This window comes from Marinomonas ushuaiensis DSM 15871 (assembly GCF_000521805.1).
GTDB lineage: Bacteria > Pseudomonadota > Gammaproteobacteria > Pseudomonadales > Marinomonadaceae > Marinomonas > Marinomonas ushuaiensis.
This window is the reverse complement of the sequence record NZ_JAMB01000006.1, coordinates 106391-128665: the sequence shown is the minus strand read 5'-3', so window position 1 is coordinate 128665 and position 22275 is coordinate 106391. Positions and strand designations below refer to the sequence as shown.

The 22275-nt window shown below is 40.8% G+C and carries 22 protein-coding genes; all 22 read left to right on the top strand.

What is annotated here, in order from left to right; all coding sequences use genetic code 11:
• Positions 1 to 16: 16 nt before the first annotated feature.
• Entirely contained in the window at positions 17 to 658 is a 642-nt protein-coding gene (locus MUS1_RS08495; RefSeq protein ID WP_245595781.1) for a FliH/SctL family protein, read from the top strand.
• A 3-nt stretch (positions 659 to 661) separates the two neighbouring features.
• Positions 662 to 1990, top strand: coding sequence for a flagellar protein export ATPase FliI (gene fliI / locus MUS1_RS08490; RefSeq protein WP_036161270.1), 1329 nt, complete (start codon positions 662 to 664; stop codon positions 1988 to 1990).
• 56 nt (positions 1991 to 2046) lie between these two features.
• The gene (gene fliJ / locus MUS1_RS08485; RefSeq protein ID WP_036161269.1) at positions 2047 to 2481 is read left to right on the top strand and encodes a flagellar export protein FliJ; all 435 of its coding nucleotides are present in this window, start codon (positions 2047 to 2049) and stop codon (positions 2479 to 2481) included.
• A gap of 345 nt (positions 2482 to 2826) precedes the next feature.
• Positions 2827 to 4695 carry a hypothetical protein gene (locus tag MUS1_RS08480; RefSeq protein WP_036161267.1) on the top strand — a complete coding sequence of 623 codons (1869 nt, stop codon included), beginning with the start codon at positions 2827 to 2829 and terminating at the stop codon, positions 4693 to 4695.
• A gap of 133 nt (positions 4696 to 4828) precedes the next feature.
• Positions 4829 to 6412, top strand: coding sequence for a flagellar hook-length control protein FliK (locus MUS1_RS15680; protein WP_051436182.1), 1584 nt, complete (start codon positions 4829 to 4831; stop codon positions 6410 to 6412).
• Positions 6413 to 6528: 116 nt separating this feature from the next.
• The gene (locus tag MUS1_RS08470; RefSeq protein ID WP_036161265.1) at positions 6529 to 7017 is read left to right on the top strand and encodes a flagellar basal body-associated FliL family protein; all 489 of its coding nucleotides are present in this window, start codon (positions 6529 to 6531) and stop codon (positions 7015 to 7017) included.
• A gap of 5 nt (positions 7018 to 7022) precedes the next feature.
• Positions 7023 to 7997: a flagellar motor switch protein FliM gene (gene fliM, locus MUS1_RS08465; RefSeq protein ID WP_036161263.1), complete on the top strand. Its 975-nt coding sequence runs from the start codon at positions 7023 to 7025 to the stop codon at positions 7995 to 7997.
• A 1-nt stretch (position 7998) separates the two neighbouring features.
• On the top strand, positions 7999 to 8460 hold the full coding sequence (gene fliN / locus MUS1_RS08460; protein WP_036161261.1) for a flagellar motor switch protein FliN: 462 nt from the start codon (positions 7999 to 8001) through the stop codon (positions 8458 to 8460).
• Between the two features lie 7 nt (positions 8461 to 8467).
• Positions 8468 to 8890, top strand: a complete 423-nt coding sequence (gene fliO, locus MUS1_RS08455; protein WP_245595780.1) for a flagellar biosynthetic protein FliO — start codon at positions 8468 to 8470, stop codon at positions 8888 to 8890.
• Complete coding sequence (fliP, locus tag MUS1_RS08450; protein WP_036161259.1) at positions 8887 to 9627, top strand: flagellar type III secretion system pore protein FliP; 741 nt, start codon at positions 8887 to 8889, stop codon at positions 9625 to 9627. Before fliO ends, fliP begins: the two co-directional genes overlap by 4 nt.
• Before the next feature lie 2 nt (positions 9628 to 9629).
• The gene (gene fliQ, locus MUS1_RS08445; protein ID WP_036161257.1) at positions 9630 to 9899 is read left to right on the top strand and encodes a flagellar biosynthesis protein FliQ; all 270 of its coding nucleotides are present in this window, start codon (positions 9630 to 9632) and stop codon (positions 9897 to 9899) included.
• The gene (gene fliR, locus MUS1_RS08440; RefSeq protein WP_036161256.1) at positions 9899 to 10681 is read left to right on the top strand and encodes a flagellar biosynthetic protein FliR; all 783 of its coding nucleotides are present in this window, start codon (positions 9899 to 9901) and stop codon (positions 10679 to 10681) included. Before fliQ ends, fliR begins: the two co-directional genes overlap by 1 nt.
• Positions 10674 to 11810, top strand: a complete 1137-nt coding sequence (flhB, locus tag MUS1_RS08435; RefSeq protein ID WP_036161254.1) for a flagellar biosynthesis protein FlhB — start codon at positions 10674 to 10676, stop codon at positions 11808 to 11810. The genes fliR and flhB overlap by 8 nt, the downstream gene beginning before the upstream one ends.
• 33 nt (positions 11811 to 11843) lie before the next feature.
• Positions 11844 to 13961, top strand: a complete 2118-nt coding sequence (gene flhA, locus MUS1_RS08430) for a flagellar biosynthesis protein FlhA (RefSeq protein WP_036161252.1) — start codon at positions 11844 to 11846, stop codon at positions 13959 to 13961.
• 100 nt (positions 13962 to 14061) lie between these two features.
• Entirely contained in the window at positions 14062 to 15369 is a 1308-nt protein-coding gene (gene flhF, locus MUS1_RS08425) for a flagellar biosynthesis GTPase FlhF (RefSeq protein ID WP_036161250.1), read from the top strand.
• A gap of 96 nt (positions 15370 to 15465) precedes the next feature.
• A complete protein-coding gene (locus MUS1_RS08420; protein ID WP_036161242.1) occupies positions 15466 to 16203 on the top strand; it encodes an RNA polymerase sigma factor FliA in 738 nt (245 codons plus the stop codon).
• A 55-nt stretch (positions 16204 to 16258) separates the two neighbouring features.
• Entirely contained in the window at positions 16259 to 16639 is a 381-nt protein-coding gene (locus MUS1_RS08415) for a chemotaxis response regulator CheY (RefSeq protein WP_425411740.1), read from the top strand.
• 9 nt (positions 16640 to 16648) lie between these two features.
• Entirely contained in the window at positions 16649 to 17434 is a 786-nt protein-coding gene (locus tag MUS1_RS08410) for a protein phosphatase CheZ (RefSeq protein ID WP_036161241.1), read from the top strand.
• Positions 17435 to 17446: 12 nt separating this feature from the next.
• The gene (locus tag MUS1_RS08405; RefSeq protein ID WP_036161238.1) at positions 17447 to 19627 is read left to right on the top strand and encodes a chemotaxis protein CheA; all 2181 of its coding nucleotides are present in this window, start codon (positions 17447 to 17449) and stop codon (positions 19625 to 19627) included.
• A gap of 26 nt (positions 19628 to 19653) precedes the next feature.
• The gene (locus MUS1_RS08400; protein ID WP_036161236.1) at positions 19654 to 20718 is read left to right on the top strand and encodes a protein-glutamate methylesterase/protein-glutamine glutaminase; all 1065 of its coding nucleotides are present in this window, start codon (positions 19654 to 19656) and stop codon (positions 20716 to 20718) included.
• Positions 20718 to 21455 carry a flagellar motor protein gene (locus MUS1_RS08395; protein WP_036161232.1) on the top strand — a complete coding sequence of 246 codons (738 nt, stop codon included), beginning with the start codon at positions 20718 to 20720 and terminating at the stop codon, positions 21453 to 21455. Before MUS1_RS08400 ends, MUS1_RS08395 begins: the two co-directional genes overlap by 1 nt.
• Positions 21448 to 22269, top strand: a complete 822-nt coding sequence (locus MUS1_RS08390) for a flagellar motor protein MotB (RefSeq protein WP_036161230.1) — start codon at positions 21448 to 21450, stop codon at positions 22267 to 22269. The genes MUS1_RS08395 and MUS1_RS08390 overlap by 8 nt, the downstream gene beginning before the upstream one ends.
• The last annotated feature ends 6 nt before the right edge of the window (positions 22270 to 22275 follow it).

Genomic DNA, 22275 nt, shown 5'->3' with positions numbered 1-22275 from the left:
AGTAGATCAAGATACCTTGGTTTATGAGCCTCTGACTGCTTCCCAATTAGAAGAAATACGTTCAGCTGCTTATGATGAAGGTTTTATTCAAGGGGAAGAGGAAGGCTATGCAAAAGGGCATTCTGATGGCTTTGCCAAAGGTGAGATTGATGGTTTTGAGAAAGGTCATGAAGACGGTCTCGCGGTAGGATTGGAAGAGGGTAAGGTGAAAGCAAAAGAAGAAGCTCAGCTTCAACTAGAAACGCTTGAAGCCTTGTTGAAAAATATTGCTAATGAAATCATCCATCCCTTTGAAGAAAGCCGTGCGGCTGCAGAAGATATATTGTATCAATCTATGGTTAGGATGATAGAAAATGTATGCCTTTCTAAAATGCGTGAAGATGGCCATAAAGTTTTAAAAGAGCAGCTTTCTAGAGTATTTGATGAGATTGGTGAGTATGAGGGGCGTATTAAGTTGCGACTTCATCCTGATGATATTTCTGTTCTAGAGGATTTGGGGGTCAAAGATAGACTGACCTTGCAAACGGAAAGTGATGATTCTCTAATAAATGGAGGTTTTGTGATTGATTCTAAATCCTTTCATATTGACGGGCGAGTTGAGCAGCGCCTTGATGCTGTGTGTAATGAGTTGCGTCACCTTTCTTCTGATCAAGGCTAGTTTGTGTCTACCCTCCAAGAGCGTTTAAATAAGTTAAAAGGCGTGTCTACTGTATCTTTACCTCCTCAGTTGGAAGGTAAAGTTACTCGTATGGTTGGCTTAACCATGGAGGCTGTCGGTTGTATCGTTGCGCTTGGTGATCGTTGCTCTGTTCAGGTTGGAAAAAATCGATGGGTTGAGTCAGAAGTCGTCGGTTTTACGGGCGATTTAACTTACCTCATGCCGACCGAAGCGATTGATGGAATTTCGCCTGGAGCAAGGGTTCGGCCTTTACTTGAAGACAGTCGAATGCCAGTTGGTGATGAATTGCTTGGTCGAGTGGTAAATGGTCTTGGTAAGCCTCTCGATGGAAAAGGGCCAATTAAGACAAAAGACTCAGTGAGTTTGCATGGTGAGGTTATTAACCCGTTGCAACGAAAACCAATTAGTGAGCCGCTCGATGTGGGTATTAAAGCGATTAATAGCTTATTAACGGTCGGTAAGGGTCAGCGATTGGGGCTTTTTGCGGGCAGTGGTGTTGGTAAAAGTATATTGCTGGGCATGATGACGCGTTTTACTGAGGCCGATATTACCGTAGTTGGTTTGATTGGTGAGCGTGGCCGTGAGGTTAAAGAATTTATTGACCAAATATTGGGTGAAGAGGGCTTGTCTCGCTCGGTTGTTGTTGCCTCGCCTGCTGATGATTCTGCGCTAATGCGACTACGTGCGGCTATGCTTGCGACACGTATTGCAGAGTATTATCGAGATCAAGGCAAGAGTGTTTTGCTGCTAATGGACTCGTTGACTCGTTATGCTCAAGCGCAGCGTGAAATCGCCCTGTCAGTCGGTGAGCCACCTGCAACAAAAGGTTATCCGCCTTCAGTATTTTCTAAGTTGCCTCAGCTTGTAGAGCGTGCAGGTAATGGTCGTGAAGATGGCGGTTCGATTACTGCTTTTTATACAGTATTAACAGAAGGTGATGATCAGCAGGATCCTATTGCAGATGCATCAAGAGCAATTTTAGATGGCCACATTGTGTTGTCTCGCCGTTTAGCAGAAGAAGGGCATTATCCTGCTATTGATATCGAGGCTTCTATTTCGCGTGCTATGCCTCAAATTGTCAGTGAAGATCATTTGTATGGCGCGATGAGGGTGAAACAGCTTTATTCTAAATTCCAGCAAAATCAAGATCTCATTTCTGTTGGTGCTTATGCTAAAGGTAGTGATCCAGATCTGGATCAGGCAATTATTCAGATGCCTGAAATCCGCAGTTTTTTACAGCAGTCTTTATCTGAAAGTTTTACGATTGATCAAAGTCTAGAAGCTCTAGTGACGGCAATGACGAAAGGGTAGTAGACGTTAGCTTGTAAAAAAGCCTACTATTTAGCTAACTTCTAGATGGGTTATGCATGAAAAAATCACAACGAATGCAGGTTTTGGTCGATCTTGCAAAGCGTAAAGAAGACTCAGCTGCGCAACAGTTAGCTCGTGATAAGGCGAAAGTGGCGCATGATGTTCAAAAACTTAATGAGTTAAAAGAATACGCTGGTCAATATGAATCTGAACGTAATCTTCTTGGCTTAAGTGCCTATCTAACGACGAATTATCAACACTTTGTTGACCGTGTTCAGCAAGCGATTATTCAGCAAGAAGCGGCTATTGGGCGATCAGAGCAGCAGGCGGATATGAGTATGCGGCGTTGGTTGCAAACCCGGTCTAAAACCAAAAGTATGGATTGGTTGAAAGAAAAGAATTATAAAGCAGAATTGGCTGTAGAGGCTAAGCAAGAGCAGCGTCAAAGTGATGAGTTTGCTATGCGACGTTTTTTGGATAATACGCGATAGCTTTTTTTATGCTATTTTGGACGATTCTCGAGCTTTTTATTTTGGTAGGAATGATATATCAGAGCAACGGATTGGTTGATTTTTCTTATTTGTTTTTTAACTAAAAATGGCAATAAATGATTGTTGTATTTTGCCTCCGTTAAATTTGGATAAGTTTCAAATCGCTTTAACTTCATTTCGAACTATTGTTAATTCAATACCCTCAATTTTTAAGATGTTTTTATCAAATAAACGCTCGCCTTTCCTTTCTCATGTTAAGTATTTATTGAATTGAGAAGAGATGGTTTTGTATTTTGTTACTGGCTTTAAAGAGCCTTCATTATAGCTTGAAAGTGATGACTCATTATGAAAACACCCTATTCACCGTTTAGTATACCAAGAAAAGAGCTGACTAGTCGTTTGCAGCAAAGTGTGGTTGCTTTGTTGTTTTTGATGTTATTAGTCTTTGCTGGATTGTATGTACTAATAAGCGTTAATTTGGAAAGGCAAAATACTCAACAAGAGAAGCTCAAAGAGCTTTTAGGTGTTGTTCATTATGCAGAGCAGCATTGGTTGGAGTTGTTGTTGGTAGGGGATAAGCTGACGTATGTTGATAGTATATCTGCGCCGTCTTTAAGTCATTTTAATCAAATGTTAATAAGTGAATATCGATTAATTGAAAGTAAGATTGGAGATTTTCAACTTACCGCAGAAGTGAATATGTCTGATGCCTTTTTGTTGTTGGAACGGCTTTCACAAAGAGAGTTAAATGTTAAACCTTTATCAGGTGAAGAGCGGAAATTAGCTTATCTCTCTTTTGAAAAGCTTAAAGTCTTGGATGATAAATTATTGCAGATTGGTGTTGATTTAGAGTATGCACGCCAAGAATTTATTGAAAGATTGGTCTTGGTGCCTATTGGTGTTTTGCTTTTTATTGCGCTTGTTGTGATTTTTATGTCGGTAGGGTTTGTTCGTCAACTTAGATCTGGTTTTTCAAGTTTGCACTATGCCTTAAATCATCATAAGCACGGTCATGCTTTGGTTGAATCGCCGCGTAATGTCGTAGATGAATTTACAGATTTGGCTCATTATATTGATAAAGAATTGGCTTCACGGAGCTTTGACTTTAATCACTTAAATGAAAAGCACAAGGCGCTAGAAAGCACCTTGGCTAAAGTTGAAGAGCCTTTCTTTGTTATAAATAATGAAGGGGATATTGCTTGGTTGAGTGCTGGAGCTGAGCGGATTTGGCTTAGAAATAGCTCTTTTTTCGAGGCTATGTTTGATGTCGATTCTGGTCTCGATAGTCCGAGAGGGGAACGAGTGGCGGACTCTATTTTGTTCGCTGAAGAGGGTGTTCAGCTTAACTTGCATGATGGTGTTTATTGGTTGGAAGTTGGTTCTTTTGAGTCTGATTTAAAATCTGAAGAGGAAAGTTTGACGCGCTTTATCTCTATTAAGCCAAAATCAGAAGTGGCCGAACTTGACGTTCTGCATCACAGTTTAAAGTTAATGGAGCAGGATGTTTGGGGGATTCCTATTCGATTGCTAAGGGATGGCTCTCCTTATATGAGTTTTGCTCAGTCTTTAGAAATAGTGCGACGAAAAGTGGTGATGCTTTTCAATGCCTTGGATGTTTCATCTTCACAAGCAAATTCTCTTGAAAAAATCACTAAATTACAGCATGTAGCATCCCTAATTAATGAAAGATCGACCGACAATGAATCATTAGGAAGCGATTTGGTTGCAGTTGGTGATGTTTTGCCGAAGAGGTTTCAAGTTGAAATTAATGATATGGCTTGGTTGTCAGAACAGGTTCGAGACTCCTTGATTTTGGGTTATGAATTGGTGTTGCAGCGCTTGGCTTTGGTTGAGAAAGATCTTTCTTCGGGTGTGTTTGTATTGGGGGATGTTGATCGCCTACTTAATGAAGTAAGAGTTGGGGTGTTGTCTAGTCTTTCGGCCTCAGAGGGTGAAAGTGAAAGAGTTCGTCGGCGTTTTGCTATTGACTTAGAGCATGACATTAGCAGCGTGCAAAATCAGATTGAGAATATAAAGACGATGGCTGATTCCACTTTATCATTATTGGAATCAGATAGAAGTGTCGGTATGGCAAGGTTGGATAAAACTAGAGATTCTATCAATGAAATGATTGAACGGACTCATGAGCTAATGGCAAAAACAACATCAGAGGCTCTCGAAGATAAAAGCGCGAGTGAGAGAGTGAAAAATTAAATAAATGTTTGAATGAAAATAGTTTCAGCGATGGTTTGCTCAATATTATGAAGAGTATCAGCGCAATCTTGTGAGCTTGATTCATTGGATTGGCCTTCCTATTGCATAGCGTTCTCTATCGTTGGAGGAAATTATGCGAACAGAATCAAATACAGTATTACCTTTATCTTCAAGTGTGTCGAATAAAAGCGCTAAAGTGGCTAGTGTGTCTGCTGGTAATGGTGCAGCTTTTGAACGTGATTTTAATGAAGCCAAGGTTGATCGAGACCCTAAGAAGGTTGCAGAGCTAGAGCGCTCTCAAGAGGCTTCTGTCGTTGAACCAGAGGCCTCTTTTGAATCACGTTCAAAGGAGCTAAGAAATCATGGCGGAGTTTCTAGTTCTGTCACTGATAGGGTGGAGGGGGCTCAAGAAAACACATCCGAAGCATCGGATGATTCTATTTCAGATCTAGTGCCAAGCGGCAATGTTTTGCAGCCGAATGGCGACCAGCTTCCTGTATCTGGTACAGATGCAGAGTTTATTGATGAAGGGTCTCTTCTGTCATCAGCTGCATCTGATAATACAATTCAGAATAGTGCGAATGGTTTTGTCGATGTTGGTGAATTGACTCAGTTTCCTCAAGGAGAAGCAGGAGCAATGTATATGGCTTCTGATGATTCGTTTCAGTCTGACTTAACATCCGGTGTGGTTGACGAAGATACTTTATTTACCCGTTCTGATACTCAATTTCAGCCCAATTTGAAAGTGAACTCGAAAGCGAGTTTGGTTAATTCTTCTCTGGTTGATGTTAATAAAATGTCTTCTGGTTTGGCGGAAAATTCTAGTGGGCCTGCATTTTTAGAGAGTGACAGCGAAAGTCAGCTGTCGTGGGTGCTGTCTCAGATGGATGTCTCGGCAAACAAAGCCGCTGTTATGAGCCCTGAAGCGCTAACTATGGACAACACTAAGGCTGGAATAGCGGCGACAGGATTGCTTTCTGCTTCTATAAATAAAGGTGCTGGTTCAAATTTAACGCTCTCTTCAACATTGGATAGTGTAGGTATGAATTTTACTGAGGTTGCTGAAGACTCTTTCTTGAATGAAGACATTGTCTTGGGTGAGCCTGTTGAGCTAGGTGAAAAAGAACAGGAAGCCATTATTGCTCGAATGTCTACGCAGATTAATGGTAGGTTGGGTGATGAGAATGTAGGTGGATTAAATAGTTCCTTGCAGAGTAATGGCATAAATCGCTTAGTACCAGGTATGAATCTATCTGCCGTGCCAGTAAATAATCCACAATCAAATTTGGCCATGAGTTTGCCTCCAACTCATCCAGGCTGGGCTGGGGAGATGAGTCAGAAAGTAGCATGGGTTGCGAGAGAAGGAGGTCATACTGCTCATATAAGATTAGATCCACCGGAACTTGGTAGTTTAACTGTAAAAATTTCTGTTGATAATGATGCCAATACTCAAGTGAGCTTCCTTGCGGCGACGCCACAGGCTAGAGACTTATTAGAAAGTCAGATGAATAGATTACGTGATATGCTTGCACAACAAGGTATGGATTTGAGCAAGGCAGACGTAGATGTTTCCCAACAAGACGCTTCTGGTACGCAAAGGGAAATGGAGCGAGACACACAGAATCGAAATGATATTGCTTCTGAAGAGGTTGGTGGCGAGCTTGTTTCTAGTAACTTATCCTATGTTTCTGCATCAGGTGTTGATTACTATGCTTAAAAATTAAGAAAATTGATGGTGCTATGTTTGATTCTTTGTAGAATAGAGGATTAGTAGTGTAAGAGAGCGTAATTCACGTTCTATAGAAAGAATTTGATATACCTAAGGTTTGTAGTATGGCTGAAGAAGACGGTTTAGATATCGGTACAGAAGAAGGAAAGTCTGGTGGTAAGAAAAAGCTTATCATTATTGGTCTTCTGCTATTAGTGTTGGTAGGAGGTGGTGGAGCGTCCGCTTACTTTTTTTTATTTAGCGGGGACGATGTCGAAGTCGATCTAACTAATGAACCATCTACTTACCTCTCTTTAGATCCTGTTTTTGTTGTGGATTTTATGGTCGACGGTAGGCAGCGTTATGTTCAATTGAATATGACGGTGATGTCGAAAAATATAGCTCAAATTGATGCGGTGACAATGCATATGCCATTAATTAGGAACAGTTTGGTTTTACTTTTCTCTAGCCAATCTTTCGCGGACTTGCAAACTGCAGAGGGTAAAGTTGCATTGAAGCAAGCTTCAGTTGACGCAATCAATGGCATACTTGAGCAGGAAACTGGTCAAGGCGGTATCGATCATGTGTTGTTTACTAACTTTGTGATGCAGTAAGAATTATGTCAGCTCAAGATCTGTTATCGCAGGATGAGATAGACGCGCTTTTACATGGCGCGGATGAAAAGCCTGCTGAAGAAGATAATAGAGACGCTAACGGTGTAGCGTCTTACGATATTACTAGTCAAGAACGTATTGTTCGTGGGCGAATGCCTACGTTGGAAATGATTAATGAGCGTTTTGCTCGTTATACACGTATTAGTTTGTTTAATATGCTTCGTCGTACTGCCGATGTTTCTTCTGGTGGTTTACAGGTTATGAAGTTCGGTGAATATGTCCACACTCTTTATGTTCCAACGAGTTTGAACCTTGTTAAATTTAGGCCATTAAGAAGTACCGCTCTTTTTATACTCGATGCAAAATTGGTTTTTAAATTGGTCGATAATTTTTTTGGTGGCGATGGACGTCACGCTAAAATTGAAGGTCGAGAATTTACACCAACAGAAATTCGTATTGTTCAACTTATGCTAGAGCAAGTTTTTGTCGATCTAACTGAAGCTTGGGCGCCAGTACTTAAGCTGGAACTAGAATACATTAGTTCAGAAGTGAATCCTGCAATGGCAAACATCGTGAGCCCGAGTGAGGTTGTCGTTGTTTCGACATTTCATATTGAGTTGGATGGCGGTGGCGGGGAATTACATATCACTTTACCTTACTCTATGATTGAGCCAGTACGTGAATTGCTTGATGCTGGTGTTCAGAGTGATGTGGATGAGAAAGATGACCGTTGGGGTAAATCTTTAGAACAAGACGTGAAAGATATTGATGTTAATTTAACGGTTAACATCGTAAATCGAAAAATTTCTCTGGGTGAAGTACTAAAGTTTAAAGTAGGTGATGTTATTCCTGTAGAAATGCCTGAGTTTGTAACTGTACGGGCAAATAATATTCCTACTTTTAAAGGTAAGTTGGGCGTGAGTAACGAGCACTATTCGGTGCAAATGGAAGAAAGTTTTAAAACGAAGGTAACTAAGTAGCATGGCAGAAGAACAATCTCCAGATCAAGAAGGAATGGATGAAGGTTTAGCGGATGAGTGGGCGGCAGCAATGTCTGAAGCCGGTGACACTGCTGAAGAAGGTGTTGGCCTTGATGATGAGTGGGCGGCTGCTATGACTGAGCAGATTGAGCCAGTTAAGCTTGAAACACTTTCGAGTTCTGCGGTGCCTAGTGGTGGTGTCGGTTCTGATCTTGATTTAATTATGGATATTCCTGTTGTTCTTTCTATGGAATTGGGGAATACGGAAATAGCAATTCGTAACTTAATGCAGCTAACTCAAGGCTCTGTTGTAGAGCTTGATCGTTTTGCTGGTGAGCCTTTGGATGTATTGGTTAATGGTACCTTAATTGCTCATGGTGAAGTGGTTGTAGTAAATGATAAGTACGGTATTCGTTTGACGGATGTTGTAAGCCCTAGTGAGCGCATTAGACGATTGAAGTAGTCCAAATTTGATTTTACCTTTTCTCTATCGTTATTTTATCGCTGCCGTATTTTTTACGGCAGCGTCGTACTTGCATGCCGCTGGTATACAAGAAGTCTCGGCGACTTCTTCTTTATGGAAGGTGGTCGCTTCTTTGGTTTTTATTATTGCTTTTATTCCTGCTTGTGTTTGGTTAATGAAACGCTTTCAGCTCGCCCAGATGAAGTTAGGGCAGGCTGATATTAAAGTGGTGAGTGTTCAATCTTTAGGGGCGAAAGAAAAGCTTATGCTCGTAGAGGTTGAAGGTGAGCGCATGCTTATTGGTGTTACCGCAAACACCATCACTCATCTCAAGACTATTTCGCCTAAGCCAAAGAGTTTTGCTTCTGTTATGGATGAAGTGGATGAAGATGGTCTAAATGGCTCTCACGGTAGCGGAGATGTTAAGTGATTCGCTTTTTTCTGCTCTTATTTTTGTTGGTGCTTCCGGCTGTTTCTTGGGCTGAAGTGGGGTTGCCTGCATTAAAAGTGGTTACCAACGCAGACGGTAGCCAAGACTACACTGTTTCTTTGCAAATTCTTTTTATCATGACGGCGCTGACGTTTTTGCCTACAGCTCTGATTATGATGACAGCCTTTACACGTATCATTATTGTGCTGGCGATTTTGCGTCAGGCGATTGGTCTTCAGCAGACCCCATCTAATCAAATTATGATAGGGATGGCTTTGTTCTTAACCTTATTTATCATGACGCCTACTTTAGACAAGGTAAATGAGGTGGCTTTGCAACCTTATTTAAGTGAAGAAATGACGTCTTACCAAGCGGTTGAAGCGGCATCGGTTCCTATGAGAGATTTTATGTTGGCTCAAACTAGAGAGGATGATATCGCTCTTTTTGTTAAGTTAGCAGGTAGAGAAGGTACGATAGAGTCATTAGAAACACTTCCATTTACGATTCTTATGCCTGCTTTTGTCACAAGTGAGTTGAAAACTGCTTTCCAGATTGGTTTTATGATTTTTATTCCGTTTTTGATTGTGGATATGGTCGTGGCCAGTGTTTTGATGGCGATGGGTATGATGATGTTGTCACCTATTATTATATCTTTGCCGTTTAAAATTATGCTCTTTGTTATGGTCGATGGTTGGTCTATGATTATGGGAACATTGGCGGCGAGTTTTGGGATTTAACTATGGATCCTCAAGTTGTTTTAGATCTATATGGTCAAGGGTTTTATTTAATTGTATTGATCGTTGGTGCGGTCATGTTACCCAGTTTGTTTGTTGGTTTAATGGTGAGTGTGTTCCAGGCGGCAACTCAGATTAATGAGCAGACACTTTCTTTTCTTCCTAGGTTAATTGTTACTATTTTGGTGATTATGCAACTGGGGCCGTGGATTCTAATGAAATTAATGGATTTTACGACCAGCTTATTTATTAATATCCCTATGATAATAGGCTGATGTTAGAACTTAATCCTGATGATTTATTAACTTTAACGATCAGTTTTCTTTTGCCTTTTTTTCGTATTGGGGCTTTTTTCATGGCGCTGCCGTTGTTTGGTAGTCGCCTGGTTAATACGCGAGTGCGTATCGTGTTTTCCTTTCTTGTTGCGATCATCGTGACGCCAATTGTTAATGTTCCTAGTCACGATCCTATTTCTCCGGCTTATATTGTATTGATTGCTGAGCAGTTGGTGATTGGTTTTGTGTTGGGTTTTGTCGTGACGATTTTGTTTCAGTTGTTTTCTCTTGCAGGGCAGTTGGCTGCGATGAAGGCTGGTCTTGGTTTTGCTATGTCGAATGACCCTGCAAATGGTATTTCTGTTGCGACATTGGGGCAGTATTATTTGTCTATGGTTGCCTTGGCATTTCTTGGTACGAATGGTCATTTGGTAATGATTGAATACTTGGCTGAAAGTTTTAATTATTGGCCAATTGGTGGTGGGTTTGATAGTCAGCGTTATTGGCAGTTGGTGCTTCTTGGTGGGTGGATGTTTGAGAAGGCGTTGCTTATTGTTTTGCCTTTGGCGATTGCTGTGTTGATTATCAATCTGTCGTTTGGTGTTGTTGCAAAAGCGTCTCCTCAGTTAAATATTTTTGCGCTTGGTTTTCCTATTATCATGCTATTCTCTTTGTTCTTTTTCTGGGTTATGTTGGATGAATTTTTGAGTATTTATTTACTCTTCTTTGCAGAAATTATTGACTGGATGAAGGTAACTTGGGGGATTCATTTAAATGGCTGAAAATGAAGATGGTAGCGAAAAGACCGAAGGAGCCAGTAGTAAGAAGCTTCAGGATGCCCGTAACAAAGGCAACCTTCCTCGCTCTAAAGACTTAAGTTCTGCACTTTTATTAATTGTGGCGGCGGTCACTATTTATGCAACTGGAACATTGTTGGTCCGAGATCTTGCCGCTTTATTTGATTTTAATTTTATTGTTGAGAGAGCCGATGTTTTTGACTTGAGTCGCATGATTTTTCATCTTTATGTGTCTGTGGTGACGATGATGGATTCTATGTTGCTGATGATGTCAATTTTGGCTGCGGCTGGTATCGTGGGGAGTATTGCTTTAGGTGGGTTGAATTTTTCTTGGGAGCCTTTGACGCCAAAGTTAAGTAAATTAAATCCAATTGCCGGTTTGAAAAGAATGTTTTCTGTTCAATCCTTGGTGGAGCTATTTAAATCAATCGCTAAGGTGACTTTGGTTGGTTTTATTGCCTTTATTGTATTGAGCTATTTTTTACCTGAAACCTTAGGGCTGACATTCCAATCTATTCAAGTGGCCATAGCTAACGGCATTGATATTATTATTTGGTCTTTTATATTTGTGGCTTTGGCTTTGGTATTAATCGCTGCCATCGATGTGCCTTTTCAAATCTGGTCTCACAAAGAAAAGCTTAAAATGACCAAGCAAGAAGTCAAAGACGAATTCAAGCAGCAAGAAGGTGACCCTTTGGTTAAGGGGCGAATTCGACAAATGCAAAGGCAGGCTGCAATGAGTCGAATGATGTCAGATGTGCCTAAGGCGGATGTGATTATAACAAACCCAACACATTTTTCGGTTGCTTTGAAGTATGATCAATCTGGAGGTGAAGCACCTATATTGCTGGCGAAAGGTGGTGATTTTATTGCGTTGAAGATTAGGGAAGTTGGCAATCACTATGATATCCCTGTGATACAATCTCCTGCATTGGCTCGAGCTGTATATCATCATACTGAAGTAGGTGATGAAATCCCTAATGGTTTGTTTAAGGTTGTGGCTCAGTTATTGGCATATGTTTATCAGCTGCGTAATGCTCGAACTGGAGCTCCTAGACCAGAAGTGATGCCTGACTTGGATGTGCCTGATGAGTTTAGATGGGATGGAAGTTGATCGTGTCTTGTTATTTTTCTATAGGATTGTAGTGTGAATTTTGACCGTGGTCGTATTGCAGGACAAGTTCAAGGTGTTTTTAGTGGAAATCTAGGTATTCCTATTTTGTTGTTGTCTCTCTTGGCAATGATGATCTTACCTATTCCTGCCTTTTTATTGGATGTTCTTTTTACTTTTAATATCGCTTTAGCAATCGTGGTTTTACTTGTTGCGATTTACTCCATGCGACCTTTAGATTTTGCTGTTTTCCCCACTGTTTTGCTTGTTTCTACCTTGATGCGATTAGCGCTAAATGTAGCTTCGACACGAGTTGTATTGCTGAATGGGCATGAGGGTGGTGATGCTGCTGGTAAGGTGATTCAGGCGTTTGGTGAAGTGGTCATTGGCGGGAATTATGTTGTTGGTTTTGTTGTTTTCGCAATTCTGATGATTATTAACTTTGCAGTGGTAACCAAGGGTGCCGGACGTATATCTGAAGTAAGTGCGCGTTTTACCTTGGATGCGATGCCAGGTAAGCAAATGGCGATCGATGCGGATTTAAATGCTGGCATGATTGATGCTGAGCAAGCTAAAGCTCGCCGTATAGAGATTTCATCAGAAGCTGAGTTTTATGGCTCTATGGATGGTGCGTCTAAATTTGTAAAAGGTGATGCCATTGCTGGGTTGTTAATACTTGGCATTAATATTATTGGTGGTTTATCCATCGGCATGGCACAACATGATTTGTCGTTTACTGAAGCGATAGAGCGTTATTCGTTACTGACTATTGGTGATGGACTGGTTGCTCAGCTACCTTCTCTTATGCTTTCTACTGCTGCCGCCATCATGGTGACTCGAGTTAATGAAACTGGAGACATGGGCTCACAAATAGTGAAGCAAATGTTCGGCTCTCCAAAAGCTCTCTATGTTGCCGCAGGTGTGATGACTATCATGGGTATTGTTCCTGGTATGCCTCATTTTTCATTTTTATCTTTAGCGGCTTGTATTGGTGGTCTTGCTTATTTCCTTGAGTACCGAAAGAAACAAGCGCCTAAGAAGGCGAAAGGTTCGACTGGGAAGCCTGCAACGGACAAAACTGTGCCAGCTGAAATGAAAGATCTTAGTTGGGATGATGTTGCTCCAGTTGATATGCTTGGTTTAGAAGTTGGTTATCGCTTAATTCCTTTAGTTGATAAGACTCAGGGTGGTGAGTTGCTAGCAAGAATAAAAGGTGTTCGTCGGAAGTTGTCTCAAGATTTGGGTTTCTTGGTGCCGAGTGTGCATATTCGAGACAATCTGGACTTAATGCCAAATGCTTATCGTGTCACGCTAATGGGGGTGAGTTTGGCGGAAGCTGAAGTTCATCCTGATAAGGATTTGGCTATCGATCCAGGACAAGTGTTTGGTACGGTAGAGGGTGTGCCTGGTAAGGACCCATCGTTTGGGTTGGATGCCGTATGGATTGATCCTAAGAAAAGAGATCAAGCTCAGACTTATGGCTATACAGTTGTCGATGTTAGTACGGTGGTGGCTACGCACATTAATCAGATTATGCACAAACATGCCTATGAGTTAATTGGTCATGATGAAGTTCAGCAATTATTAAGTTTGTTGAAGCAATATAATCCTAAGTTGGCGGAAGAGCTTGTTCCAAATACGGTTCCTTTAAGTGTGCTTTTGAAAATCCTACAAAACTTATTGATTGAAGGTGTTCCTCTTCGAGATATGCGTACGATTGCAGAATCAATTATGGGGGTGCAGCCTAAAACTCAAGACCCTATGATATTGACTGCAGCCGTCCGAACTTCGTTGTCTCGATTGATTATCCAAACCTTGGCAGATGGTGTTGAGGAGATTCCAGTGCTGACGTTGGAGCCTCAATTGGAAAAAATGCTGATGCAGACTGTTCAGCAGAGTCAGCAGTCAGGCATTAAGAATGAAGAGGCGCTTATACTTGAGCCTCAAATGGCGGAAGAGTTGCAAAATTCATTGCGTCAATCAGCAGAGCAACAAGAAGCTATGGGTAATACACCTATTTTAATTGTCTCTGCTCCTATACGCCCTATGTTGGCTCGATTTATGCGTTATGGTATGGTGAATATGTCTGTTCTTTCTTATCAAGAAGTTCCAGATCATAAACGTATTACTGTTGTTGGTGTGATTGGTCAATAGATTTAAGGATTAATGTAATTAATCGTATCTATATTTATTTGATTCTTTCGGGTAAGCTATGGATTTGTAAGAAAAATATACTGGAAGGATTGAGTTATTCATGCAAATTAGGCGGTTTCGAGCTCCTGACATGCGGCAAGCGATACGAAAGGTTCGTGATGCTGTAGGTCCTGATGCTGTTATTTTATCAAATCAACGTCTTCCTACTGGTGAGATAGAGATTGTAGCCGCTTTGGATTACGATGGTTCATTGCCTTCAAATATGACATCTAAGCGCTCTTCTGAGCCTAGACCTAGCCAATATTCTGAGCCTAGACCTAGCCAATATTCAGAGCCTAGTTCAGAATATTTGGAGCGTATAGAGAAAGCCAAAAAGCATGCGTCTATTGAATCTAATACTGCCACTCCACAGCAGAAAATGTCTTCTTCAAAATTTGAAATGCCACCCTTGTCTGATGATAAAGAAGATCCTCGTTTAGAAGAGGCTTTATCGATACGAAATACAGAAAGTGCTAAGCAGTTACGGGATATGGAGTTAGAGCTTCAAAGCGTGCGAGCAATCCTTGAGCAGCGTCAGCAGAATGAAAATAGCGTATCTTCTAAAATTACAGCGGTTGAGTCTCGGGTGCGAGGAAAGCTAAAGGGGCTTGGCTTATCGGATTTTGTGATATCGAGATTAATCGATGATATTGATTTAAAAGACCGTGAAGACGACTGGAATCGATTGTTGGCGCATTTAGCTGATTATATACCAGTTCGCTCAAATACATCAGAGCTTCGTGGTTGTATTGCCTTTATGGGGCCTACAGGTGTTGGTAAGACTACATCCATTGGTAAAATTGCTGCGCAGCATGTTTTAAAACATGGTGCTGATGGGGTGGTATTAATTACAACTGACACTTATCGTATTGCGGCTCACGAGCAGTTGAGAACATTTGGTCGTATTTTAAATGTTCCTGTTGAAGTGGTTAATGAATATTCAGATTTAAATGAAGTTTTGGCTAAGTATTCAGATTATTCATTAGTTCTTGTTGATACTGCCGGGATGAACCCAAGGGATTCAAACTTGGAGCGACAATTATTAATGATGAAAAGAGCTCGGTCGGGTTTGAAAAAACTTTTAGTATTACCTTGCACGAGTCAGCGACAGGTATTAAAAACAGTTATTGATGTTTATTCTCAAGTACAGCTTGATGGTTGTGTTTTGAGTAAGCTTGATGAATCTGCTTCACTTGGTGAAGCAATTAGTGTAGTTATTGAAGAAGGTCTGCCTGTTGTATATATAGCAGATGGACAGCGTATACCTGATGATATTGAACCAGCGCGAGCGCATAACTTAATTAGTAGAGCTGTTTATACAGCAGAACATTACAGTCAGTTATATGGTTCATTAAAGTATGGTAGTTAGTGAAAATATGTTATTACTGAAAGCGTTACGCCAAACTATGCAGTACAGTTACTTGGCGCAACTAACTTAAATAGTAAAGGTTGCTTAGAATATTTTATGCAGACCAAGAATGGATATAACACATACTCTAAAAAAGCAGCACTCTCGATAGATTCGATTGTTGAGCAGTATGGGTATTTAGTGAAAAAAATTGCTTATCATTTATTGGCGCGTCTACCAGATAGTGTTGATGTTGATGACTTGACGCAAGCAGGCATGATGGGCTTGATTGAGGCGTATAAGCGCTTCGAATCAACAAAAGGTGCCAGTTTTGAAACCTATGCCGGCATTCGTATTCGTGGATCCATGATGGATGAAGTACGAAAAACGGATTGGGCGCCACGTTCGGTTCGACGAAATGGTAGGGCGGTTAATAATGCAATTAAAGAATTAGAGGCGAAGTTAGGTCGTAACGTTTCTGACGTAGAAATCGCGGCTCATATGGAAATTGGTGTAAATGAATACCATGAGATAATACATTCTTCCATGTCGACTCAATTATTTAGTTATGAAGAAATGCTAGATTCTGATACTAATAATTTAGAAAGTTCGGAGTCAGAGTTTGAAAACTCACCTTATTCTTTGGTTGAGGAAAGTGGTTTTCAAAATGAATTGGTAAAAGAAATAGATAACCTGCCAGAAAGAGAAAAGTTAGTATTATCTCTTTACTACAATGAAGAGTTAAATTTAAAAGAAATTGGTGCTGTACTCGGCGTCAGTGAATCAAGAGTTAGTCAAATTCATAGTCAGGCGGCTATGCGTTTAAGGGCTCGATTAAGTAATTGGCGAGATTAAACTATGAGTTTTGGAATATTACCTTTTGGGTGTGGAGGTTGCATTGGATAAAAATATGAAAATCCTGATTGTTGATGATTTCTCGACAATGAGACGAATCATTAAAAATTTGCTGCGGGATTTGGGGTTTACCAATACAGTCGAAGCAGATGATGGAACGACAGCATTACCTATACTTCAAGGCGGAACAATTGATTTCCTTGTTACTGATTGGAATATGCCTGGAATGACTGGAATCGAACTGCTGCGAGCTGTTCGTGCCGATGAAAAATTAAAAACTACTCCTGTTCTTATGGTGACCGCTGAAGCTAAGCGTGACCAAATTATTGCCGCTGCACAAGCAGGGGTAAATGGTTATGTTGTTAAGCCGTTTACTGCTGTTGCTCTCAAGGAAAAAATTGAGAAAATATTCGAACGAATAGATGCCGCTAAATAGGGAATGTAGATGTCAAATAAATTGGGATCTGGGTTCGTGGAATTTGAGCAACTAGTTAAAGATGGTGCAGTAGAGCTTTTGAATCATATTGAAGTTGGTGACTTCAGTGGTGCAATTCAAAAAATTCAAGAGTTAAGTGAAGCTCGCCACAGTAGTTTCTACAATGAAGTGGGTCTTTTGACGAGAAGCTTACATGATGCAATTCGCGATTTTCAAGTTGACTCAATAGATTTGGTTGTTGGTGAAGGTGGAGCTGATACGAGTAAAATCACAGATGCTTCAGATCGACTGAATTATGTTATTGAAACGACTAGTGCAGCTGCCAATAAAACCATGGATATGGTAGATAGTAGTGTTCCTGTTGCGAGTGAGTTGCAAACTCAAGCTAGAGGTCTGCGAAAAGATTGGAGTCGTTTGATTCAGAGAGATTTGACTCCACAAGAATTTCGAGATCTGTATAAGCGTATTGACCTATTTTTAGGGTATGCGGATGAAAGTGCCACTACCTTGCATTCAAACCTCAACACAATTCTTCTAGAGCAAGGTTATCAAGATCTTACCGGTCAAGTAATTGCTAGAGTGAATGATTTAATTCGAGATGTAGAGGTCAAGCTTGTTCATCTTGTAGCTGTTGCTGGACGCGTTGATAGTATTTCTGGAATTGAGCATAAAGAAAGCGAATTTGAACATGATGATACTCGCGGTCATGGTCCAGCTATTAATAAACAAAGCAACCCTGAAGTTCTGGGTAGTCAAGATGAAGTAGATGACTTGCTATCAAGTCTTGGTTTCTAAAAGGGGCAGGGTATGAGTTTCGAACTTGATGAAGAAATATTACAAGATTTTTTAGTAGAAGCTGGCGAAATTTTAGAGCAGCTTTCTGAACAGCTAGTGGATCTGGAACAGAATCCAGATGATAAACCATTGCTTAACGCGATATTTCGTGGTTTTCATACAGTTAAAGGCGGTGCCGGCTTTTTACAATTAACAGCACTTGTTGATTGTTGTCATTATGCTGAAAACGTTTTCGATATTCTAAGAAATGGTCAGCGTAAAATTGATTCAGACTTAATGGATATCGTTTTGCAGGCGCTTGACGCTGTTAACGAGATGTTCGACGCAGTACGTGCTGGTGGTGTACCTGAACGTGCGGATCCTGAATTAATAGCAGCACTTAGTGCTTACGCAACAGCTCCAACGGCTGAAGAACTTGCGGGCGAATCTGTTTATGCAAGCGAAGAGACGGTTGAGCTTCAGGATGATACCTCTTCTACACCTCCATCCGATGAACCTGTAGATATCTCTGATGATGAATTTGAATCATTACTTGATGCATTAGGCGATTCTTCTGCTGAAGATGATTCGAAAAAAATCAGTGAAGCTCCGAAATCTGATGATGATATTACAGAAGAAGAATTTGATGCTTTGTTGAACCAGCTTCACGGCGGTAGCGCACCAGGGCTTAGTAATGATTCTGATGATAACGCTACACCATCTCCTGCTTCTTCAGACGAAATAACTGAAGATGAATTTGAGGCTCTGCTTGATAAGCTTGATTCAAATAAGAAAGAGGAAAAATCATCTAAGGCAGAATCTCCGATGCCAGGTGCTGACTCTGATTTAATCACAGAAGATGAATTTGAGTCACTTTTAGATAGTTTACAAGAAAAAGGTAGCGATAAAAATGCTACAGAGCCTGCTGCAAAAGTTGAAGTAAAGGCTGCATCGGCTAAACCAAAAGCAACGCCTAAATCGGCACCTAAGCCAGCAGTCAAAGCTGCTGAGCCTGAAAAAGAAAAAGCTGCAAATGTTCCAGTAACACAGGAAACAACTGTTCGAGTCGATACGAAGCGTCTAGATGACATAATGAACATGGTTGGCGAACTTGTACTAGTTCGAAATCGTCTTGTTCGTTTAGGTCTTCAGAGTGAAGATGAGTCGATGGGTAAAGCAGTATCGAATTTAGATGTCGTTACAGGTGATTTGCAAAATGCGGTAATGAAAACGCGTATGCAGCCTATTAAAAAGGTTTTTGGACGGTTCCCACGAGTCGTTCGAGATCTAGCTAGAACCATGAAAAAAGAAGTTAATCTTGTGCTTCGTGGTGAAGATACAGACCTAGATAAAAATCTAGTAGAAGCGTTAGCCGATCCACTGGTTCACTTGGTGAGAAACTCTGTGGATCATGGTGTTGAAGATCCAGACGTACGGGAGGCAAATGGTAAGCCTCGTGTAGGTACAGTTATCTTATCTGCTGAGCAAGAAGGTGATCATATCTTGTTATCTATTGAAGATGACGGTGCAGGTATGGATGCTAACGTACTCCGAGGAATCGCAGTTAAAAAAGGTTTGATGGATACGGATGCGGCTGAGCGTTTGTCTGATAACGAAGCGTTTAATTTGATCTTCGCTCCAGGTTTCTCAACAAAAGTAGAGATTACAGATGTATCTGGCCGTGGTGTTGGGATGGATGTGGTGAAAACCAAAATATCTCAATTAAACGGTACTTTGGATATTAAGTCAGTGCTTGGTCAAGGGTCTCGTTTTATCATCAAGGTACCTTTGACTCTTGCGATTATGCCGACATTGATGGTGACCTTGTCAGATCAAGCATTTGCTTTCCCATTAGTGAGTGTTAATGAAATATTTCATCTTAATTTGAAAAAAACCAATATTGTTGATGGCCAACGAGTTGTTGTAATTCGAGGGAAAACCTTACCAATATTCCATCTTAAACATTGGTTGGTTAAAAAATCGGATACCAATGATATACCTGAAGAAGCCCATGTGGTTGTTGTACAGGTTGGAATGAGTGAAGTTGGTTTTGTGGTTGATCAATTAGTAGGTCAAGAAGAAGTCGTTATCAAGCCGTTAGGTAAAATGTTGCAAGGTACTGCTGGTATAGCTGGTGCAACGATTACAGGTGATGGACGTATTGCATTAATTCTTGATGTACCTAGTATGCTTAAAACTTATGCATCAAGGTAATACGCTTTTCATTCAGGGGATTTGATATGCCTGTAAAGGTATTGGTTGTAGATGACTCAGGTTTTTTTCGACGTCGTCTAGTTGAAATATTTGAAGCAGATCCTCGGCTAACTGTAATTGGTACTGCTAATAACGGTCAAGAAGCAATAGATAAGGTTCAGTCTCTATCTCCTGATGTTGTGACTATGGATTATGAGATGCCTGTTTTAGATGGTATCGCCGCCGTAGTTAGTATCATGAAGCTTAAGCCAACTCCAGTTCTTATGTTTTCTTCATTAACCCATGAGGGAGCTAAAGTTACTCTAGATGCACTGGAGGCTGGTGCAGTTGACTTTATGCCGAAGAATTTTGAGGACATTTCTCGAGATTCTGCGGTAGTTAAGCGAGCTCTGGTTGATCGTGTATTAGCGGTTGCTAGAACCCGTCTTACGGGTCGCCGTGGTCCAATTGAAGCACTTGCACCACGAGTAGCGCCTAAACCAATTGTAACAGAGCGTGGTGTCATTATTCCACGAGCTAGGAAACGGGTTAGTCTTGTTGCTATTGGTACTTCTACTGGTGGGCCTATGGCTCTTCAGTCAGTGCTTAGTAAGTTACCAAAAGACTTTGCAGCACCACTTGTTGTTGTGCAACATATGCCAGCGGCATTTACTGGTGCTTTTGCAGATAGATTAAACAATATTTGTCAGATCACTGTGAAAGAAGCGCAAGACGGAGATCGCTTAACACCAGGCGTTGCTTTATTAGCGCCAGGTGGAAAGCAGATGATGATTGACCCTCGTAACGGTGGTTGTGTTCGTATTCTTGATGGTGATGAAAGATTGAACTATAAGCCATCAGTTGATGTGACTTTTGGTTCAGCGTCAAAATGTTACCCAGGTAAAGTTCTGTCTATTGTTATGACCGGAATGGGAGCAGATGGACGTGAAGGTGCTCGTATGCTTAAGAGCTCAGGTTCCAAGGTCTGGATTCAAAGCGAAGAGTCTTGTGTTATTTATGGCATGCCAATGGCTGTAGAAAAAGCCAATTTGGCTGATGAAACTATTGATTTAGAACATATTGGTGAACGTATCGCACGTGAGGTGAGCTAATGGATTTTGTTACCTTAGCAGGACTTTTAATTGCGTTTAGTTCTGTATTCTTTGCTAATTGGTTGGGTGGAGGTGACGTTGTTCTCCTCCTAAACCTCCCTTCCGCTATTATCGTTATAGCAGGTAGTTTAGGTGCTACATTAATTCAAAGTAATATTAAAGATGCTGTTCGTGCATTTGTATTGCTGAAATGGAGCTTATTCCCACCTGTATATGATTTCAATTCTGCCCGAGCTCTCCTAAATAACCTTGCACATAAATCCAGACGTTTGTCTTTGTTTGCTCTAGAGTCTGATGTCCGATCGTTTGACAACCCGTTTTCTAGCAGAGCGTTGCAAATGGTTGTTGATGGAGTTGATCCAGATTTATTAGTCGATCGACTTAATGATGATGCCGTTCGTATATATGATAAGAAAATGAAAAGTGTTGCCTTCATCGAATCAATAGGAGGTTATGCACCAACATTGGGGATTATGGGGTCTGTTCTTGGTCTTATTCAGGCGATGGCAAATTTAGACAGTCCAGAAGCTCTCGGCCAAGGTATTGCCGTTGCATTTGTCTCTACACTTTATGGGCAAGGTTTTGCTAATTTAATTGTTTTTCCAATTGTTAAAAAACTTTCTGGCTATGTCGATAGAGAGCTTCTTTATCATCAAATGCTAATTGATGGAATTTGCGGGATTGCTGTTGGCAAGCACCCTTATCGATTGGAATTAGAGCTGAATACTTATGAGTGATGAAACCTCGCCTCGACCTTCAAAACGCCGACGAGTGGCTAATAAGCCTCTTACTCAGAGAGTGCAAGGACGAGATCGTTGGTTGTTGTCTTATGCTGATTTTATGACTCTATTATTCGCTTTTTTTGTCGCCCTTTATGCATTGTCACTAAAAAATTCGGGAAACGAAACTCAGTTAAAAGAATCCCTTAATGGTGTTTTTGATGCAGTTCAAAAATCGGTTAAGCCTATTAATATTGGGGAGCCTATTGTTGGTGAGCCAAAAGATGTTGAGGTCGTCGAAGTAAAGCCTATTCCAGCCGCTATTCCTACGATTGAAGAAGATAAATCATCTGCTGTTTATTCATTGTTAAGTCACATTGTTGAAAATCAATTTTCTGGTTTACATGCGTCAGGTCAAATTTCTGTGTCTGAATCTGCTCAATGGGTAAGCTTAGAGCTTAATTCTGGTTTGTTATTTGGTCAGGGTGAATACGACCTAACAAATGAAGCTGTTGCATTGCTTATATTGGTTGCTAATGTTTTGAATCAATATCCGTCCGCTGTTTTAGTAGAAGGTAATACGGATGATTTACCTGTGAATTCAAACCGACTTGTGTCGAATTGGCATCTATCTAGTCTTCGATCTTCAGCGGTTGTGGATGAGCTTGTGTATAGAGGCGTTAATCCTCAAATGATTGCACCAATTGGGTTTTCGAGTGAACATCCCAGGGTTAGAAATACAAATGAATATGCTCGTCAGCAAAATCGACGTGTAATCTTGCAAATTAGTAAGCGTAACGCGGATAATCTACATGATTACTTGTTTAAATAACGTATT

What these genes read in the sequence shown, in the direction of transcription:
- flhF (WP_036161250.1), top strand. Translation starts at nt 14,062, where the DNA reads ATGCAAATTAGGCGGTTTCGAGCTCCTGACATGCGGCAAGCGATACGA.
- MUS1_RS08480 (WP_036161267.1), top strand. Translation starts at nt 2,827, where the DNA reads ATGAAAACACCCTATTCACCGTTTAGTATACCAAGAAAAGAGCTGACT.
- MUS1_RS08400 (WP_036161236.1), top strand. Translation starts at nt 19,654, where the DNA reads ATGCCTGTAAAGGTATTGGTTGTAGATGACTCAGGTTTTTTTCGACGT.
- MUS1_RS08470 (WP_036161265.1), top strand. Translation starts at nt 6,529, where the DNA reads ATGGCTGAAGAAGACGGTTTAGATATCGGTACAGAAGAAGGAAAGTCT.
- MUS1_RS08415 (WP_425411740.1), top strand. Translation starts at nt 16,259, where the DNA reads ATGAAAATCCTGATTGTTGATGATTTCTCGACAATGAGACGAATCATT.
- fliQ (WP_036161257.1), top strand. Translation starts at nt 9,630, where the DNA reads ATGGATCCTCAAGTTGTTTTAGATCTATATGGTCAAGGGTTTTATTTA.
- MUS1_RS08390 (WP_036161230.1), top strand. Translation starts at nt 21,448, where the DNA reads ATGAGTGATGAAACCTCGCCTCGACCTTCAAAACGCCGACGAGTGGCT.
- fliJ (WP_036161269.1), top strand. Translation starts at nt 2,047, where the DNA reads ATGAAAAAATCACAACGAATGCAGGTTTTGGTCGATCTTGCAAAGCGT.
- fliR (WP_036161256.1), top strand. Translation starts at nt 9,899, where the DNA reads ATGTTAGAACTTAATCCTGATGATTTATTAACTTTAACGATCAGTTTT.
- fliN (WP_036161261.1), top strand. Translation starts at nt 7,999, where the DNA reads ATGGCAGAAGAACAATCTCCAGATCAAGAAGGAATGGATGAAGGTTTA.
- MUS1_RS08405 (WP_036161238.1), top strand. Translation starts at nt 17,447, where the DNA reads ATGAGTTTCGAACTTGATGAAGAAATATTACAAGATTTTTTAGTAGAA.
- fliM (WP_036161263.1), top strand. Translation starts at nt 7,023, where the DNA reads ATGTCAGCTCAAGATCTGTTATCGCAGGATGAGATAGACGCGCTTTTA.
- MUS1_RS08410 (WP_036161241.1), top strand. Translation starts at nt 16,649, where the DNA reads ATGTCAAATAAATTGGGATCTGGGTTCGTGGAATTTGAGCAACTAGTT.
- MUS1_RS15680 (WP_051436182.1), top strand. Translation starts at nt 4,829, where the DNA reads ATGCGAACAGAATCAAATACAGTATTACCTTTATCTTCAAGTGTGTCG.
- MUS1_RS08420 (WP_036161242.1), top strand. Translation starts at nt 15,466, where the DNA reads ATGCAGACCAAGAATGGATATAACACATACTCTAAAAAAGCAGCACTC.
- flhB (WP_036161254.1), top strand. Translation starts at nt 10,674, where the DNA reads ATGGCTGAAAATGAAGATGGTAGCGAAAAGACCGAAGGAGCCAGTAGT.
- MUS1_RS08395 (WP_036161232.1), top strand. Translation starts at nt 20,718, where the DNA reads ATGGATTTTGTTACCTTAGCAGGACTTTTAATTGCGTTTAGTTCTGTA.